This window comes from Stenotrophomonas sp. ASS1, from assembly GCF_004346925.1.
In the GTDB taxonomy this organism is placed as follows: Bacteria; Pseudomonadota; Gammaproteobacteria; order Xanthomonadales; family Xanthomonadaceae; genus Stenotrophomonas; species Stenotrophomonas maltophilia_A.
Genome location: NZ_CP031167.1, coordinates 2,291,474 through 2,307,859, shown reverse-complemented (window position 1 = coordinate 2,307,859; position 16,386 = coordinate 2,291,474). Strand labels below are relative to the sequence as shown.

General features: G+C 65.9%; 14 protein-coding genes. 6 read left to right on the top strand and 8 right to left on the bottom strand.

The annotated features are described in order from the left end of the window. Positions 1 to 7: 7 nt before the first annotated feature. From MG068_RS10855 to MG068_RS10845, 3 genes are read right to left on the bottom strand one after another with little or no spacing between them, the layout of a single operon-like run. Entirely contained in the window at positions 8 to 1,363 is a 1,356-nt protein-coding gene (locus MG068_RS10855) for an ABC transporter permease subunit (protein ID WP_132810153.1), read from the bottom strand. Then, positions 1,360 to 2,802 (bottom strand): DUF3526 domain-containing protein, encoded by a 1,443-nt coding sequence (locus tag MG068_RS10850; protein WP_240792064.1) that lies wholly within the window; start codon positions 2,800 to 2,802, stop codon positions 1,360 to 1,362. The genes MG068_RS10855 and MG068_RS10850 overlap by 4 nt, the downstream gene beginning before the upstream one ends. Positions 2,803 to 2,829: 27 nt before the next feature. Next, complete coding sequence (locus tag MG068_RS10845) at positions 2,830 to 5,220, bottom strand: TonB-dependent receptor plug domain-containing protein (protein ID WP_240792063.1); 2,391 nt, start codon at positions 5,218 to 5,220, stop codon at positions 2,830 to 2,832. A 113-nt stretch (positions 5,221 to 5,333) separates the two neighbouring features. On the opposite strand from MG068_RS10845, the gene MG068_RS10840 reads away from it, so the two are divergent. Next, positions 5,334 to 6,986, top strand: a complete 1,653-nt coding sequence (locus tag MG068_RS10840) for an ABC transporter ATP-binding protein (protein ID WP_132810150.1) — start codon at positions 5,334 to 5,336, stop codon at positions 6,984 to 6,986. A 33-nt stretch (positions 6,987 to 7,019) separates the two neighbouring features. Here the strand turns inward: MG068_RS10840 and MG068_RS10835 are convergent, their stop codons facing one another. After that, a complete protein-coding gene (locus MG068_RS10835) occupies positions 7,020 to 8,267 on the bottom strand; it encodes an arsenic transporter (RefSeq protein WP_132810149.1) in 1,248 nt (415 codons plus the stop codon). A 245-nt stretch (positions 8,268 to 8,512) separates the two neighbouring features. Here MG068_RS10835 and MG068_RS10830 point away from each other — a divergent pair, with 245 nt between their 5' ends. From MG068_RS10830 to MG068_RS10820, 3 genes are all read left to right on the top strand, one after another. Further along, positions 8,513 to 8,725, top strand: coding sequence for a hypothetical protein (locus MG068_RS10830; RefSeq protein WP_012511105.1), 213 nt, complete (start codon positions 8,513 to 8,515; stop codon positions 8,723 to 8,725). Between the two features lie 91 nt (positions 8,726 to 8,816). Further along, positions 8,817 to 9,272 carry a hypothetical protein gene (locus MG068_RS10825; RefSeq protein ID WP_132810148.1) on the top strand — a complete coding sequence of 152 codons (456 nt, stop codon included), beginning with the start codon at positions 8,817 to 8,819 and terminating at the stop codon, positions 9,270 to 9,272. Between the two features lie 114 nt (positions 9,273 to 9,386). Further along, positions 9,387 to 10,415 (top strand): SEL1-like repeat protein, encoded by a 1,029-nt coding sequence (locus MG068_RS10820; RefSeq protein ID WP_132810147.1) that lies wholly within the window; start codon positions 9,387 to 9,389, stop codon positions 10,413 to 10,415. Between the two features lie 55 nt (positions 10,416 to 10,470). On the opposite strand, the gene MG068_RS10815 is transcribed toward MG068_RS10820, so the two are convergent. From MG068_RS10815 to msuE, 3 genes are read right to left on the bottom strand one after another with little or no spacing between them, the layout of a single operon-like run. After that, positions 10,471 to 11,505 (bottom strand): methionine synthase, encoded by a 1,035-nt coding sequence (locus MG068_RS10815; RefSeq protein WP_132810146.1) that lies wholly within the window; start codon positions 11,503 to 11,505, stop codon positions 10,471 to 10,473. 38 nt (positions 11,506 to 11,543) lie between these two features. After that, positions 11,544 to 12,521 (bottom strand): DUF1852 domain-containing protein, encoded by a 978-nt coding sequence (locus MG068_RS10810; RefSeq protein WP_132810145.1) that lies wholly within the window; start codon positions 12,519 to 12,521, stop codon positions 11,544 to 11,546. Positions 12,522 to 12,579: 58 nt separating this feature from the next. Then, the gene (gene msuE / locus MG068_RS10805; protein WP_132810144.1) at positions 12,580 to 13,161 is read right to left on the bottom strand and encodes an FMN reductase; all 582 of its coding nucleotides are present in this window, start codon (positions 13,159 to 13,161) and stop codon (positions 12,580 to 12,582) included. 175 nt (positions 13,162 to 13,336) lie between these two features. On the opposite strand from msuE, the gene MG068_RS10800 reads away from it, so the two are divergent. Beyond that, positions 13,337 to 14,251: a LysR family transcriptional regulator gene (locus MG068_RS10800; RefSeq protein ID WP_132810143.1), complete on the top strand. Its 915-nt coding sequence runs from the start codon at positions 13,337 to 13,339 to the stop codon at positions 14,249 to 14,251. Then, the gene (locus MG068_RS10795) at positions 14,251 to 15,120 is read left to right on the top strand and encodes a methylenetetrahydrofolate reductase (RefSeq protein WP_132811136.1); all 870 of its coding nucleotides are present in this window, start codon (positions 14,251 to 14,253) and stop codon (positions 15,118 to 15,120) included. The genes MG068_RS10800 and MG068_RS10795 overlap by 1 nt, the downstream gene beginning before the upstream one ends. Here MG068_RS10795 and MG068_RS10790 read toward each other — a convergent pair. Continuing rightward, positions 15,102 to 16,208, bottom strand: coding sequence for a serine hydrolase domain-containing protein (locus MG068_RS10790; RefSeq protein WP_132810142.1), 1,107 nt, complete (start codon positions 16,206 to 16,208; stop codon positions 15,102 to 15,104). The genes MG068_RS10795 and MG068_RS10790 overlap by 19 nt on opposite strands. Positions 16,209 to 16,386: the final 178 nt, after the last annotated feature.

Genomic DNA, 16,386 nt, shown 5'->3' with positions numbered 1-16,386 from the left:
CGTCTCCTCAGGGCGTTGCCAGCCGGCTGCGCAATGCACCGGCTGCAAGCAGGACAAGCAGGGTGGCAATGATCAGTGCGGCGAGATCGGCCAGGACACCACGTTGGGCGACGCCGGCTGTTTCGTGGAACTGGAAGCGGGGCAGGGTGTCGTACTCTTCGAAGGTCTGCGGCGCGTCACGATCCAGATAGGCCTTGTGCAACAGCCGCCGCGCCTGCCAGAAGGAGTGGACCTGCCCCTGGAAGTCGAGCGCGCGGTCGGCATCCGAGCCTGCGATGCGGTCGAGCGCGTCCTGTGTCGCGACGGCCGGCAGCAGCAGCCGCACCTTGTCCAGAACCTGGCGATGTGCGGCCTCGGCCTGCGCATGCGAGGCGATCAGACGTTCCAGTTCCCGGTCAGCTGCAACCCGATCGGCGTAGGCCTGGCGCACAGTGTCGGAGATGACGGGGGGCGGCGAATTCACTGGCGCCGACGTCGCATGCTCGCGCCGCTGGCGCGTGGCGATGTCGGACTGCATCGCCTTTACTTCGGTGGCGAACTGCATCTGTGACGGCGGCGGCGCGATCAGATTCACCGTGGCCAGCGCCAGCGACGGCGCCATGACCACGATCAGCAGCCACAGCGCGCCGGCGGCGATGGCCGCCTCGGTGGTGCGCCGGGCAAGGCAGCCGATCAGCAGTGCAAGGGCCAGCCAGAACGCGCCGTACAGGAGGACGGTCAGGGCCAGCATGGCCAGGCCCGCAGGACTGCGCGCGCCGGCCCCGATCGTTACCGCCAGGAGGATGGCCAGTGCGGGTAGCAGCACCACCAGGCCACGGGCCAGCACCTTGACCACCAGCAGGCGCGTTGCCGGCACCGGCTGCGACAGCACCAGCGCCGCGATGCCGCGCTCGCGCTCACGGGACCACAGATCGTGGGTGGCCACGAGAATGACCAGCGGCAGCAGGAAGACGATGACGAAGGCGAGGTCGAACCGTCCCGCAGCCCGTGCCGCTGGATTGCCGATGTCGGCCCAGACGTGCTTGAGCAGCTGGGTCGGATCGCCCAGCGCGACCACATCGGCGGTGTAGGGGTAGGCGTCTGCCTGGCCGATCGACAGCGGTGCCATGGCGGCAGGCGCAAGCACCGGCTGGGCGCGGGGCAGCACCGAGGGCGCCTTGCCGACGAATGCCCGGCTGCGTTCCTTCGTCTGTTGTTCTTCCTGCTTGATCAGGGCGATGGCCGCCTCCCGCTGGTCCACCCATGCGCGGCCGTTCCACGCGGCGTGGGCACCCAGCCCGAGCAGCAGGACAAGCAGCACCGGCAGCGCTCGATCGCGCAGCAATCGGCGGATCTCATAGCGGGCAATCGACACAACGTTCATGGCGATCTCCCCAGCTTCCGAGCGGAGATGAGCACCACCACGCAACCCAGCATCAGCCAGACCAGCAGAATGACGAGATTTCCGCGCTGCGCGGCAGCGGTACCGGCCAGGGTCTGTTGCGGCGGCCGGTAGTGCACTGAACGGGTGATGCCGGCGATGTCGGCCACATGCTTCCCGCCTTGTGGTGCCTTGTGCAGTTTCACTTCCTGGTTGAGTGCCTGGATCAACCGATAACGGTAGTCCTCCACGCCGCGCAGGAACGCCAGATGCGCCGGGAAATCCGTGCCGGCGAAGGCGCGCGACCAGGACTGGAGCGCCAGCGTCGGCGAGGCAAGGCCAAACAGGCGCTGGGTGGCGTCCTGCTGCTGGTAGCTGGCATGCAGGCGATCGAAATGGCGGTTGTAGACGCGCGTCGAGTTGGCCTCGGCAAACTCCAGCGCCACACCGCGGAAGTTCAGCGGCAGGTCGTCAACGCTGTCGACCCGGTAGCGCGCCATCAACGCCGTGCGCAGGGCATCAAGGCGTTTGTCGGCCGGGTCATGGCCATCCGCGCCGTTCTCCGCTTCTTCGGTCACGCCGGTCCTGAACGCCGGTGCCGAAGGGGTCGGGTACAGGGATTCGGCAACCGCAGGCGCCACCCTCGGCAGCAGCAGCGTGGACACCACCCAGAAGCCGAGCAGCACGACCAGTGACGTCCGTGCCGAGCCGGCAAGTGCGGACACCCCCACGGTAAGTGCACAGAACACCGCCAGATAGAGCAGGTAGGCGGCCGCCAGTGCGAGCAGGGCGGCAAGATCCGTGGCGTCGCCGTACTGGATGGACAGCCCCGGAAGACTGATCAGCAGCATGGCCAGCACCAGCAGCAGCGACGCGGCCGCCAGGGCAATCAAGCGCCCGCCGATCAGCACGCCGGCCGAGGCACCGGTGCCGAGCTCCTGGCGCAGCGTCTCGCGGGCGACGTCGCCGGACAGGGTCGCGAACCCGGCCAGGATGATCAGCAGCGGCGCCACCACCTGCAGCGCCCACGCCGCAGAGAAACCCTCGAAGCGGCTGAGTGCGGTGCCACCATCCACGGCACGGTGCCGGGCCGGGTTCTGGGCGTGGCCTTCGATGAACACCGAGGTTCCCAGGTAATCCGTCAGCCCCGGGTCCAGTGCAGCCAGTGGCCGCACGGGGGCAGCAATGGCACGCCCCACATGTGCGGCGCTATGCGGGTCGATTGTGCCCTGGCTGTCCCAGAGCCGCGCCTCTTCCTCGCTCATTGCCTGGCGCTCCTGCGCCTGCAGGGTCAGGCGTGCAGCACCACCGAGCACCGATGCTCCCGCAATCAGCAACAGGGCAAGGGCGAGCCACAGCACGCGCCGCTCGCGCCACATCAACGTGAGCTGGGTTGCCGCAACAGCAAACGCCTGCTGGATGGCCATGACGGACCGGGACAAGGCAGGGGCTTCGGCGCGCATGGCGGCTTACCAGCGGTGGGTCAGCGACATGGACAGGAAGCGGCCCAGCGCTGTCGCATTGGTGGGGTCGTAGCCGGTGTTGATGCTGTTGACGATGAACGGCGGATCCCGGTCGAGCAGGTTCTGCACGTTGAACGCAAGCGAGGTGCCACGCTGCGGGTCCGCCGATGCACCGAAGTGGTAGGCGAGGTTCAGATCTACGGTCGTCCAGGAGCTGACGTGGGGCCGGGCGACATTGGCGGGGTCGCGATAACTGTCCACGTAGTTCACGAAGATCCCCGCCGCGGCCTGCTGCCGGCTCAGCGCGATGCCACCGCGCATCTTGAGGTCCACCGGGTAGTACACCGAATTCACCGCATCCACCTCGGGCGACGTACTGGTCACGCGCCGCTTCGACTCGATGATGTACTGCCCGGCCAGGTTCAGCCCGATGTGGGTCTGGCCGGCATCGAAGCCATAGGATCCACTGAAGTCGACACCACGCTGCCGGGTGAAGGCGTTGTTGCGGAAGCGGTTGTCGAGGATCACCTGGCTGTTGGTTTCGTCCATGCCTGGCGGCAACGCATACGGCCCCACGCGCGAGACGAACAGGCCCAGCCCCGATACGCCCAGCTGGCGTGCCTGCTGGATCTGCTGCTGCGTGGGATTGGTGGTCAGGATGTCTGCGTAAGGTGCGGTGGACTGCAGGAACAGCGACGGGAAGCTGCCGCCGAAGCCGCTGCCGATACGGTCGGCGTATTCGATGTGGTAGTAGTTCGCATCGATCTTGAGCCCCGGCAGCGACGGCGGCGCGAACGAGAAACCGCCGGTCCAGGTCTTGGCCCGTTCGGGGCCCAGATCGCGATTGCCATTGGAGAGCATCATCAGGATGGTGTTGCCATTGGCTGCACTCGGGTTGGGCACGTTCGCCACCACCACGGTGTTGTTCAACTGCATGTCCTGGTACACCGGCGCCCGGTAGGAGCGGCCGTAGCTGGTGCGGAACGAAAGCCCCTGGGCCGCCTCCCACAGCAGGCCGAACTTGGGGTTCAGCGTGGATCCGAAATCGCTGTAGTCGTCATAGCGCGCTGCGGCGGTCAGGGACAGGCTGCGCACGCCCGGCAGATCCTTCAGCAGCGGAACGTTGAGCTCGGCAAAAGCGGACCTCACGGTACGCTGCAGGTCGAGCGGCTTTTCCAGGCCGCGGTGATCGATCAGTTCATAGCCATCGCGGCGGTAGCCCGCGCCGAATGCCGCGCGAACCCCACCGGCGGGCAGGCTGAACAGCTCACCGTCGGCGACCAGGTCCAGGTAACGCGATTCGGAGTTGGTATTGGTGGGCGGCGCGGTACTGGCCGAGCTGCCGGTGATGGTGGTGCGCTGATAGGACACATCGCTCCTGCCGAACCCCGAATCCAGGCGCGCCTGCCACTGACGCGGAAGGTCCAGTGTCAGGCCGGCGAACAGGTCGAACTGGCGCGTATGCGGGAACAACCGGGTTTCGTCGGCCGTGCCGGAAATGGTGGTGTCCATCTCGCGCTTGGCGAACGAGCCGGTCACGTTCAGGGTCAGCACATCGCTGAGCTGCTGCACGCCGTCCACGTAGAGGCTGTGGCGCTTCGAACCGGGGTAGAGGTCGTACGGCTTGACCCGCACGTTCTTCGAGAAATCCTTGTCCACCGCCGGCAGGTTGCTCTGCTTCAGGAACTCGTAGCTGGCCAGCACTTGGCCACCATCCCACGACCAGCCTGCCGACTGCGAGGCCTGGTATTCCTCCATGCCGCCGGTGGTCACGGCGCCGTAACGCACAGCGGTCTCATACCCGGTGAAGTCGCGGCGCAGGATGATGTTGACCACACCGCCGACCGCATCGGTGCCATAGATGGCCGAGGCACCATCGGTGAGGATCTCAACGCGTTCCACCGCACTCAGCGGTATCAGCGAGACATCCACGTACTGGTAGCGGTTCGACGAGGTCACGCGATGGCCGTTGATCAGGGTCAACGTGGTGCCGGTTCCCAGGCCGCGCAGGTTGATGGCGGTGCCCTGGCCGAAGTTGTTGCCGGTATCGCGGTCGACGCCAAGGTTGGCGACGTTGGCACCATTGGCGCCACCGCCGAAGTTCTGCGGCAGTTTCTCGAACAGCTGCTGCACGGTGGCCACGCCGGTGCGGTCGATGGCCTCCTTGTCGATCACGATGATCGGCGAGGCGCCGCCGCCAATGGCATCGCGGATGTTGCTGCCGACCACCAGCACCTTGTCCAGGGTGGCGGTCGGCCCCTCGGGTGCTGCGCCTGCGGCCCGCGAACGCCGGGCATCGCCGGGGTTCTGGGCCAGTGCGGGCAGGCTGGCCAGCAGTGCAGCGGCAATACTGAGGGCCATGAGCGCGCGTGGCATGGCAGCGGATACGTTCGTCATTCCCCGGTCCATCGATCCCATCCGAAAGTGGCCTGCGACGTGGCGACGTCGCTCCTGAATGGATATGTTATAGCATATCATTCAAGGGTGGAGTCCACGCCGGAACAAGGCCGATGAAGAAGACTGCTGTTCCGCCGCCCGTCGCTGAAATCCTGGGCGCGTACTGGAAGGCTGACCGCAGGCTGCTGCTGCTCATCGCCGGCAGTGTCGTGCTGTCCAGCCTGGCCAGCGTTGCTGCGCCGTACCTTTTCTCGCGCCTGATCGACCGGTTGCCTATCGACGGGGCCAGTGCCCTGGCGTGGGGATTCCTGCTCTACGCCATCATCCTGGGCGCGGGCAGCGCCGTGCAGAACACGTTGCAGTACCTGTCGTTCCTCAGCGGCGAGAACCTCGGCTTCATCACCAGTACCCGCTACTTCGCCCGCCTGCTGAAGAAGACCAACAGTTTCTTCCTGGACTACAACGCCGCCGAGCTGCAGGTGGCAGGGGAGAAAGGCCGTGGCGCGCTGAAGATCGTGGTGCAGCTGGGGCTGGTGGCCTTCATTCCCAGTGCGCTGCAGATCCTGCTGACGCTGATAACGCTGGGTGCGTTGATCAACCTGCAGGTGGTGGCCATCGTGCTGGCCTACGGCACGGTAGCCGTCACGCTTTCCGCCATCGCTACCCGGCGCGCACGCATCCATCGCGAAGCTGCGGTCGAGGCCGGCCAGCAGAACGCGCGCTTCGTCGGCAATGCCATGAATGCCATGGAGACGCTGCGCCAGTTCGGCGGCAGCGCCTGGATGGTGCAGCGCTTCGAGCAGAAGGCCCAGGAGGTGCGCGACAGCTGGCGCGCCTACGTACTGCAGCGGATCGGCTTCATTGCGCTGCTGGGCATCAGCCTGGCGGTCGAGTTCATCGTTACCTTCCATCTGTTGCTGCCGCGCTACCAGAGCGGCGGTCTGAGCGTCGGCGACATCGTCCTGTTCAATCTGCTGCTGCTCCAGCTCAACATGCCGTTCGAGATGATCGCCCGTTCGATCGATGACGTCGCGCGCTCGTGGAGCATGCTGGCTCCGCTTTCCACCTTGTGGGCGGCGCCCGAGGAGCAGCAGGTGGCCGATGCCCAGCGCTTCGCCGGGGAAAGCGGTGGCCTGGAGTTCCAGCAGGTCAGCCACCGCTATGGCAACGGTCGCGGGGTAAGCGATGTGTCCTTCGAGGCCGAACGTGGCGGCATCAATTTCCTGATCGGGCCGACCGGGGCAGGGAAGTCGACGCTGTTCAAGCTCGCCCTGAAATCGATCGATCCCCAGCGTGGCCGGATCCTGGTCGATGGCCTTGACCTGTCCCGGATCGACCGTGCGGCCTGGCATGCCGCTGTCGCGGTGGTTCCGCAGGATGTCATCCTGCTCAACGAAAGCCTGGCCGACAACATCCTGCTCGGGCGCGCGCGTGATGATGATCGGCTGCGGCATGCCGCACGCAAGGCTGCGATCCTGCCGTTGATCGAGGCGCTGCCCGAGGGGCTGGAAACCACGGTGGGCGAGCGGGGCCTGAAGTTGTCCGGCGGGGAACGCCAACGCATCGCGATTGCCCGTGCACTGTATGGCGAGCCGGCGATCCTGTTTCTGGACGAGGCAAGCTCCGCGCTGGACGAGGCCACCGAACGCGAGATCATGGACCATATCCGCGCACTGGCGAACGATGTAACCGTGGTGGCCATCACCCATCGGCGCGGTATCGTGAGCCCGACTGACCGGGTGATCGAGCTGGAGAGTGATCGCTGAGCAACTTGGTCATGGCGACCGAACCACGCCCAACTAGAGCAGCAACAGCGCCCCGATCAGCGCAGGTGGCATCACCAGCGCGCCCACGCGCAGGAAGTCGAGCGCGCTGACATGCTCGCCCTCGCGGCGCAGCGCCACCAGCCACAGCATCGTGGCCAACGAGCCGGTCACCGACAGGTTGGGGCCCAGGTCCACGCCGACCAGCAATGCGGCGCGGGCCTGTGCCGGCAGGTCGGCCATCTGGCCCAGCGAGCCCGCGGCGAGGCCGACCGGCAGATTGTTGGCCACGTTGCTCAGCAACGCCGCCGCGCCACCGGCCAGCCAGCTGGCCTGGTGTGGCGATGCCTGCGCTACGGCCTGCAGCGCGCTGGCCGCCGCCTGGATGACACCGGTCTGGGCCACCGCTTCCACCAGCACGAACAGGCCAGCCACCAGCGGCAGTACGCCCCATGACACATGGCGCAGCAGCGGCAACGGGCTGCGCCCTTGGCGCATCGCCACCACTGCCACGCTCAGCGTGCCTGCGCAGAACGTGGCCACGCCGAGCGGGCCATTCAGTGCGGACGTCACCAGCAGCACGGTGCCGGTGAACAACACGCCCAGCGCGCTGAGCCGACCACCTTCGGTCAGCGGGCGATGCGCCGGCGCCGCCACCAGCGGCTGCGCGATCTCGCGCCGATGCACCCAGCGCAGCACCAGATAGGTGGCGCCGATCGCGGCCAGCGACGGCAGCGCGAACTGTGCCAGCCACTGCATCAAGGGCGGCATGTGCTGGCCGTACACCACCAGGTTGGCCGGGTTGGAAATGGGCAGCACGAAGCTGGCCGCATTGGCGATGAACGCACAGACGAACAGATAGGGCAGGGGGTTGGCACGGGCCGCCTTGCAGGCTGCGTAGACCGCCGGGGTCAGCACCACCGCCGTGGCATCGTTGGAAAGAAACACGGTCACCAACGTGCCGACCAGGAACACCAGGTCGAACAGGCGTCGTCCCGAGCCGCCTGCGTGGCGGACCGCGTACAGCGCCAGCCAGTCGAACAGGCCCTCGCGCCGGGCCAGCTCGGCCAGCACCATCATGCCGACCAGGAACAGATAGACATCGCGGCCCTCGGCCACCGCGTGCAAGGTCGTGCCGAACGACACCGCTCCCAGCAGTGGAAGCAGAAGGGCAGCCCCCAGTGCCCACACATATTCCGGAATGCGGAACGGCCGGAACAGCAGGCCGACGGTGGCAACGGCCACGGCCGCCCAGATGAGGAAAGAGGAGTAGGAAACGAGCATCGGGCGGGGTGTCTCAGCGGCGCCGACGCGTACCTCGCAGGAGCGCGCCCGCTGCAATCACGGCAGTTCGGGGAAGGCGGCATCATACTCCGTGAGCCGCGCCCGAGCTGTGGAGCCCAGCCCATGCTTGTCTGCTTGCCGCGTGCCCCCGGCCCCCACGCTCCGCGAACGTTTTCTTCGGGCGCTCTTCACCGTCGCTCCGCTTAGAGTGAAGGCCACTCAAAGTGTCACGCATGGAATCAACGATGTCCGAATACCGGGACTGGATCTTCAATGCCAACGGCCGAACCCTGGTGGCCCGGGTGGAGCTGGATGGCGACGGCGGCGGGACCATCAACCGCTACCAGTTGACTCCGGGGCCCGCGCAGTCCGGGCTGTGCATCAAGGTAGCCTCGCAGGCCGAAGCCGCAAAGAAGCTCGAAACCGAGGTGGAGAAGCTGCTCGGCCCAGAGTGGTAAAGAGGGCTTCGCTGCGGCAGAAGCGTTGTGAGGTTGCCAGCGCCACTCCGCAATCTCAGTCCATGCGACGGCCGACCGTATTCTTCCGGCCATGCATTCGCCCTCCAGCCCTCCCGATTTCATGACGACCCGCCGGCCCTCCGGCTGGGTGCAGAGCGGTGATCGCTGGGACCTGTGGTGGAACGGCCGCTGTGTGGCCAACGTCGTGCCGCATGCCGTGCTCGGCGTCCGCCTGTTCCTCGCCGCGCGGAAATTACCCCAGCCCAAGGTCGTGGCCGCCGTGAATGCTCGCCAGGCCAAGCGCTACGCCGAGCGATGGTGTGCCGCCCGGCTTTGCCCGCAGTTGCGGTTGCGCGATGCGGTGGCGCGGCTGCTGGATGCCGGTACTCCACCACCTTCCGCGCTCACGCGGGAGCAGCGGCAGCAGGCCCGCCGCCTGGCCGAGGCCGGGTCGCGTGAGATGGGCCGGATCAAGGAGGCGCTGGCGCTGAGACGGACCCCTGCGATGTCGCGAGCGCAGGAGCAGGCACGCCCGCTACCCAGATAGAACCTCGGCCACGTGGTCCTGCGCGCACCTATAATGCCGCCCCCGGCCCCGATCACTTGCTGATCGAGGCACCTGCCGGGTCTACCTGCGGCATCCATCTGGAGTTGATCAAGAATGCAGACGTTCACGGAAGAATGGATTGGCGCCCTGCGGCGCGTCGCACTCTGTGCGGGACTGGCTGCCCTGGCCTGCAGCACGCCTGCGCTTGGCAATGACAACGCAGCCGAGCGGGATCGCGTGATGGCTGCGGCGAAGACCGGCAACGCGGAAGCCCAGAATGAACTTGGGGACAGGTATCTGCGCGGCGCAGGCGTCGACAGGGACGCAGCGAAGGCAGCGGACTGGTACCGCAAGGCGGCCGATCAGGGCTATGCGCCGGCACAGTCCATGCTGGGTGTGCTGTATCTGCGAGGCAATGGCGTGCCGAAGGATTCCGCTCAGGCCCTGCACTGGGTACGCAAGGCTGCCGATCAGGGCAATGCGGACGCACAGTCCGATCTCGGGATCATGTACCTGCAGGGCCTGGGCCCGCAGCAGGATGATGCCCAGGCTGTCCTGTGGCTCCGCCGAGCCGCTGAACTCGGCTCGCCGGCCGGGCAGTACAGCCTTGCCAATCTCTATCAGAAGGGACGCGCCGGCCTCACGAAAGACGAGGCCCAGGCCATGCAGTGGTATGCCAGGGCAGCCGTGCAGGAGCTCGGCCTAGCGGGAGTCAAGGAGGCCCGTCTGGAGCTGTGCCTGAATCGCAAGGAGAACGAGGTGTGGTGTGCCGAGATGGACACGCCCGGCGCGTTTGGCCCGGTTGAAGCATTCACAGCGGCTGCCGATGGCGGTGATGTGGAGGCGCAGACCAGGCTCGCCCTGATGTATGCCAAGGGTATCAGCGTACAGAAGGATGAGGCCCGATCCGCCGACCTGTATCGCAAGGCGGCAATGGCGGGCTACGCGCCTGCACAGGCCGAGCTGGGATACCTGTACTCCATCGGGCGCGGGGTGCCCAAGGACCAGGAAGAGGATATCTACTGGACCTGTGAGGCTGCAGCGCAGGGAAACCGCAGGGCGATCCGCAATCTGGCCATCAAGCAGACCTACGATCTGTTCGATCCGAAGGAGTGCCCCGAGCGGCGCACGCGCAAGCGCTGAGTGCCGATGCGTCCGGACCCCGCACAGAGGTCCGGACGCAGATCGCTTGCAGCGGTTACGCCGAGAGCTCCTCGCGCACGATCCTGGCCCCTTCGCTGAGCGCACGCAGCTTGCCCCGTGCCACGTCACGGGCCAGCGGCGCCATGCCGCAGTTGGTGCTGGGATAAAGCTTGTCGGCATCCACGAACTGCAGGGCCTTGCGCAGGGTGTTGGCTACTTCCTCAGCCGTCTCCACCGTGCTGGAGGCCACGTCGATGGCGCCCACCATCACCTTCTTGCCGCGCACCAGCTCGATCAGGTCGATCGGCACGTGCGAGTTGTGGCATTCCAGCGAGATGATGTCGAGGTTGGAGGTCTGCAGCTTCGGGAACGACTCTTCATACTGGCGCCACTCCGAGCCCAGCGTCTGCTTCCAGTCGGTGTTGGCCTTGATGCCGTAGCCGTAGCAGATGTGCACGGCGGTCTCGCACTTCAGTCCTTCGATCGCACGCTCCAGTGCGGCCACGCCCCAGTCGTTCACTTCGTCGAAGAACACGTTGAAGGCGGGCTCATCGAACTGGATGATGTCGACGCCAGCGGCTTCCAGCTCCTTCGCTTCCTCGTTGAGGATCTTCGCGAATTCCCAGGCCAGCTTCTCACGGCTCTTGTAGTGCGCGTCGTACAGGGTGTCGATCATGGTCATCGGCCCGGGTAGTGCCCACTTGATCGGCTGCGTGGTCTGCCGGCGCAGGAACTTCGCATCCTCCACGAACACCGGCTTGGGGCGGCTCACGGCGCCGACCACGGTCGGCACGCTGGCGTCGTAGCGGTTGCGGATGCGCACGGTTTCGCGCTTCTCGAAATCGACGCCGTTGAGGTGCTCGATGAACGTGGTAACGAAGTGCTGCCGGGTCTGCTCACCGTCGCTGACGATATCGATGCCGGCGTGCTGCTGTTCCTGCAGGGACAGGCGCAGGGCATCCTGCTTGCCTTCGGTCAAGCTTTCATCCTGCAGTTTCCAGGGCGACCAGAGCTTTTCGGGCTCCGCCAGCCAGGAGGGCTTGGGCAGGCTGCCGGCGGTGGAGGTGGGGAGCAGTTTCTTCGTCGACATTGCGTTCTGTGTCCTGGGGCGAATGGGGAATCGATGGATCAGCGGGCAGCCCACTGCTCAAGCACGGCGCGATACGGCTTGATGAAGTGCTCTTCGGTGAATTTGCCCTGCTTGACCGCCAGCTGGCTGCGCTCTTCGCGGTCGTAGACGATGCGGGTGGAGGAGTAGTCCTGGTGCTTCAGGCTGGGCTGGTAGACCTTGCCGGCCACGGAATTGGCGTTGTAGATCTCCGGCCGGTAGATCTTCTGGAATGCCTCCATCGTGCTGATGGTGCCGATCAGCTCCAGGTTCGAGTAGTCGCCCAGCAGGTCGCCCTGGAAGTAGAACGCCAGCGGCGCGACGCTGCCCGGCGGCATGAAATAGCGCACCTGCAGGCCCATCTTGTCGAAGTACTGGTCGGTGGGGGAGAACTCGCCCTGGCGATACTCCACGCCCAGGATGGGATGGTGGTTCTCGGTACGATGGTAGGTCTTGCTGCTGGAGACGCTGATGCAGATTACCGGCCCCTTGCTGAAATTGGCGCGGTAGGCGTCCGATTCCAGAAAGTGCTGGAACAGTTTGCCGTGAAGATCACCGAAGCCTTCCGGAATGCCGAAGGTCGCCTTTCCCTCGTTGCTGGCCGGCAGTACCACGCTGAAATCGTAGTCACGCACATAGGACGAGAAGTTGTTGCCGACGATGCCCTCGGTGCGAGCGCCGGTACGCGTGTCGACAATGGTCGGGCGCAGCACTTCGATCAGCGGGAACGGATCGCTGCCATCGGCTCCATCGATGTGCATCTCCACCGAGATGATGTCCAGCTCAACGGCGTAGCGGTCCGCGCTCGGGTTGTCCCAGTGCGCCAGGTCGTTGAAGCGGTTGTTGATCATGCTGATCGTGTTGCGCAGGTTTTCCTGGCGGGATGCGCCACGGGCCAGGTTGGCGAAGTTGGTGGTGATGCGCGTGCCGTCAGCGGGCTGGTAGTCCTCGTTGAAGGGGATGCGCGTGATGCTGAAAGTGAAGGTGTCGGTCGTCATGGGCGGCGTTCCGGGTTGCGGGGGTGACATCCGAATGCTGGTCGCAGGCATTCGGCATTCAGAGGACTGCAGCGGCCTCGGCGGCAGCGGGCGCTGCACGATGGGACAGCGCAAGCAGGGGCAGCGCCCGCTGCACCGCCAGCCGTGCACGCTGGATCAGGGCGTCGTTGTGCACGCGGCCCTCGGCGAAATCGCGGTCGGTGGCGTACACGCCCAGGGGCAGGGTGCGGGCCTGGAAGAAACTGAAGAGTGGCCGCAGCTGGTGGTCGATCACCAGCGCGTGGCGCTCACTGCCGCCGGTGGCGGCGAGCAGGATCGGGGTGTCGACCAGTGCGTCCTGGTGGATGAAATCGAAGAAGTGCTTGAACAGGCCGGTGTACGAACCGCGGTAGACCGGCGTGGCCACCACCAGTACGTCTGCCTGTTCAACGGCCACCAGCTGCCGCTCCACAGCCTCGGGCAGCTGCGAGCGCCACAGCGCGCCGGCCAGTTGCGGCGCCAGCTCACCCAGCTCGATCAGGTGCGGTTCGCAGGCAACGTCCTCGCCGATCAGGTCCAGCAGGTGCTCGGCCAGGGTTGCAGCCCTGGAGGGGCGCTGTAGTCCGCCGGAGACGGCGACGATACGGAGGGGGCGGGTCATCTGTTCGCTTTCAGCAGGAGGGGAGCTCCTTCGGGCGATCTGCGGGGGCGCAGTCCTGCAGGCCGGCGAGGTGACCGGGCTGGCAGGCAACCGAAGGCATGACCCGATCCTAGTCATGCCCTTCCATGACGTAAAATGGTATTACTTCACCAATCCATGAGCGGGATTCATCGTCATGCTGGAACGGATCCACCTCAGCATCGTGCAGCAGGTCGAGCAGCAGGGCTCGTTGACCGCCGCCGCAGGCGTACTCAACCTGACCCAGTCAGCCCTGAGCCACAGCATGAAGAAGCTGGAACAGCAGCTGGGCACCGATGTCTGGCTGCGCGAAGGCCGCAGCCTGCGCCTGACCCAGGCCGGGCAGTACCTGCTGGCGGTGGCCAATCGCGTGCTGCCGCAGCTGGACCTGGCCGAAGAGCGACTGGGCCAGTTCGCACAGGGCGAGCGCGGTGCACTGCGCATCGGCATGGAATGCCATCCCTGCTACCAGTGGCTGCTGAAGATCGTCTCGCCGTACCTGGCCGCCTGGCCGGACGTGGATGTGGACGTCAAGCAGAAGTTCCAGTTCGGCGGTATCGGCGCGCTGTTCGGCTACGAGATCGATCTGCTGGTCACGCCCGATCCGCTGCTGAAGCCGGGCCTGAAGTTCGTGCCCGTGTTCGACTACGAGCAGGTGCTGGTGGTGGCCAAGGACCATGCACTGGCCAAGGTGGACCACGTAAAGCCGCGCCAGCTCGGCCAGGAAGTGCTGATCAGCTACCCGGTACCGTTCGAGCGCCTGGATATCTACAACCAGTTCCTGCTGCCGGCCGGCATCACGCCGCGGCGCCACAAGGCCATTGAAACCACCGACATCATGATGCAGATGGTGGCCAGCGGCCGTGGCGTGGCCGCCATGCCGCGCTGGCTGGTGGAGGAATATGCCGCACGCATGGACGTGGTGCCGGTGCGCCTGGGGGCGAAGGGCATTCCCAAGCAGATCTACCTGGGCGCGCGCGAGGCCGATACCGGTATCGACTACCTGCAGGCCTTCGTCGAACTGGCGCGTAACAGCACGCCGATTGCCGGCAACGTGGGCGGAGCGCGTTGATGCCTGCACCTGGATCGCAGCGGGCGGAAGCCTTCATCAACGCGTTTTCTCTGGAAGTGAGCGCGAAGGCCATGCCGGCACTACGCGCGGAAGCGGATCGCATCGCTCCGGGAACGACGATCTCGATCCCTTACCTGGCGAGCGAGGACGACGACGCCCGGCTGGCGGCCGCGCGCACGGTGCGCGAACTCGGCTTCGAGCCGATGCCGCATCTCTCTGCCCGCCGCATCGCGTCGCGTGCGGCGCTTGCGCGGTTCCTGGAACGCGCCGCCAGCGAAGCGGGGGTAGAGAAGTGCCTGCTGATCGCCGGTGATCTTTCCGCGCCCGCAGGGCCGTTTGCCGACAGTACCTCGATCATCGAGACCGGCCTTCTTGAGCGTTACGGCATCAAGGTTGTGGCCATCGGCGGGCATCCGGAAGGCCATCCGGTGATGACCGCCGAGGACCGGTGGCACGTGTTGGAACGCAAATGCCAGGCCATCGAGGCGAGAGGCATGGCACCGCTGATCATCACCCAGTTCGCCTTCGATGCCGATATCGTGCTGGCCTGGCTGGATGCGCTGCGCGCCCGTGGCATCACGGTTCCGGTACTGGTGGGCGTGCCGGGCCCGGCCAGCATTGCGCGGCTGGCGCGCTACGCCGCGATGTGCGGCGTGGGTGCCAGTGCATCGATGCTGGCGCGGTACGGCATCTCGATCGGCCGGCTGCTGGGAACGGCAGGGCCGGAGGTGTTCATGGATCGCCTGCTGAGTGGGCTGACGGACGCCCATGGCCCGGTCAGCCCGCACTTCTTCCCGTTCGGTGGCATTGCGCCATCACTGGAGTGGGTGGAGCAGTATCGGCGGAGCATTTACAGCAGCGGCGGCTGAAAATCCGGGCAGCGGCGCATCCCAAGATCGAGGCGCTCTGCAATGCGCTGGGGATTGATGTCTCCGGCACGATTGATCAGGACCACGACCGTTCTTCGTTGCGCAGGAACGTGCCGCAAGTACCCAGTAAAGCCTGCGGTTCCGCCTCCGTGACCGACTACATTGCCGTCATCGGCAACCTGCCAGCCGGCCCCCCAGCCCGCCTTGCTTCCGTTGGAAAGAACCGTGTCGCACCACATGCGCCTCAGCGCACCATCAGGTAGCAGCCGACCCTGGTCCAATGCCACAGCAAGGCGTGCCATGTCATCGATGCTCGCCAACAGGCTGCCGGCCGCCCACGCCGAACCCGCAGCAGTGGGCGGTGGGTCGTGCCACTGGCCATCCTGGAATAGATGCCCCTGGGCAATCCGGCGCCGATCCTCTGAGCGGCGCGGTCCCGCGTCGCGCATGCCTAGCGGCGACAGGATCTCTTTCTGGAGAACGTTCCAGTAATCCATGCGGGTTGCATGTTCGATGGCCAGACCGAGCAGAATGTAGTTCGTATTGGAATAGGCATGCCGCGTACCTGGCGCAAACTCCAGCGGCATCTGCTCCACCCCTGCCAACAGTTCACGGGGTTGCGGACTCGTCGGCATCAATCGCAGGAAGTTGTCTTCATTCAAATAATTGGGAATGCCGGAGGTATGGCTCAGCAGCCGCAGCAGTGAAGTGGATGCCCACTCTGAAGGCAGTCCCTCCACATACAGGCCGATGGGCGCCGTGACGTCGAGCAACTGTCGCTGCTGGAGCCGGAATACCAGCAGCGCCGTGAACACCTTGGTAATCGATCCCAGCTCGAACACGGTATGGCGATCAATCGGTGAGGGCCGGGTGACGGTGCGTCGGCCCGCCGTGGCTAGCGCGGCGATGCGCCCATGATCTACCAGAACGGCCGCCAGGCCAGGCTGCTGCTCGGCCCGCAGCAGCGCGGCCAGCGAACTGCAGCTGCCTGAAGTACGCCGGCTCGCCAGTGCAGACCGGGCAGACAGGCCGCAGCCGGCAGCCAGTAGTGCTGCACACAGGTGGCGCCGGACAGGATCGTTGCGCATGGCGTATCAGCTCGCAGCGGCATTGTGGCAATGGTATCGCGGGTCGAGCAGGCCGAGCGGATGAGGCGGGTGTCCCGGGTGGGTCCGCACTGTGGCTGTTGGCAGCGTGGCACGCCGCCACATCACCTACGAAGGCTGACAGCTGTCACTGGCTGCAACCTTGGGGGAAGCGAATAGT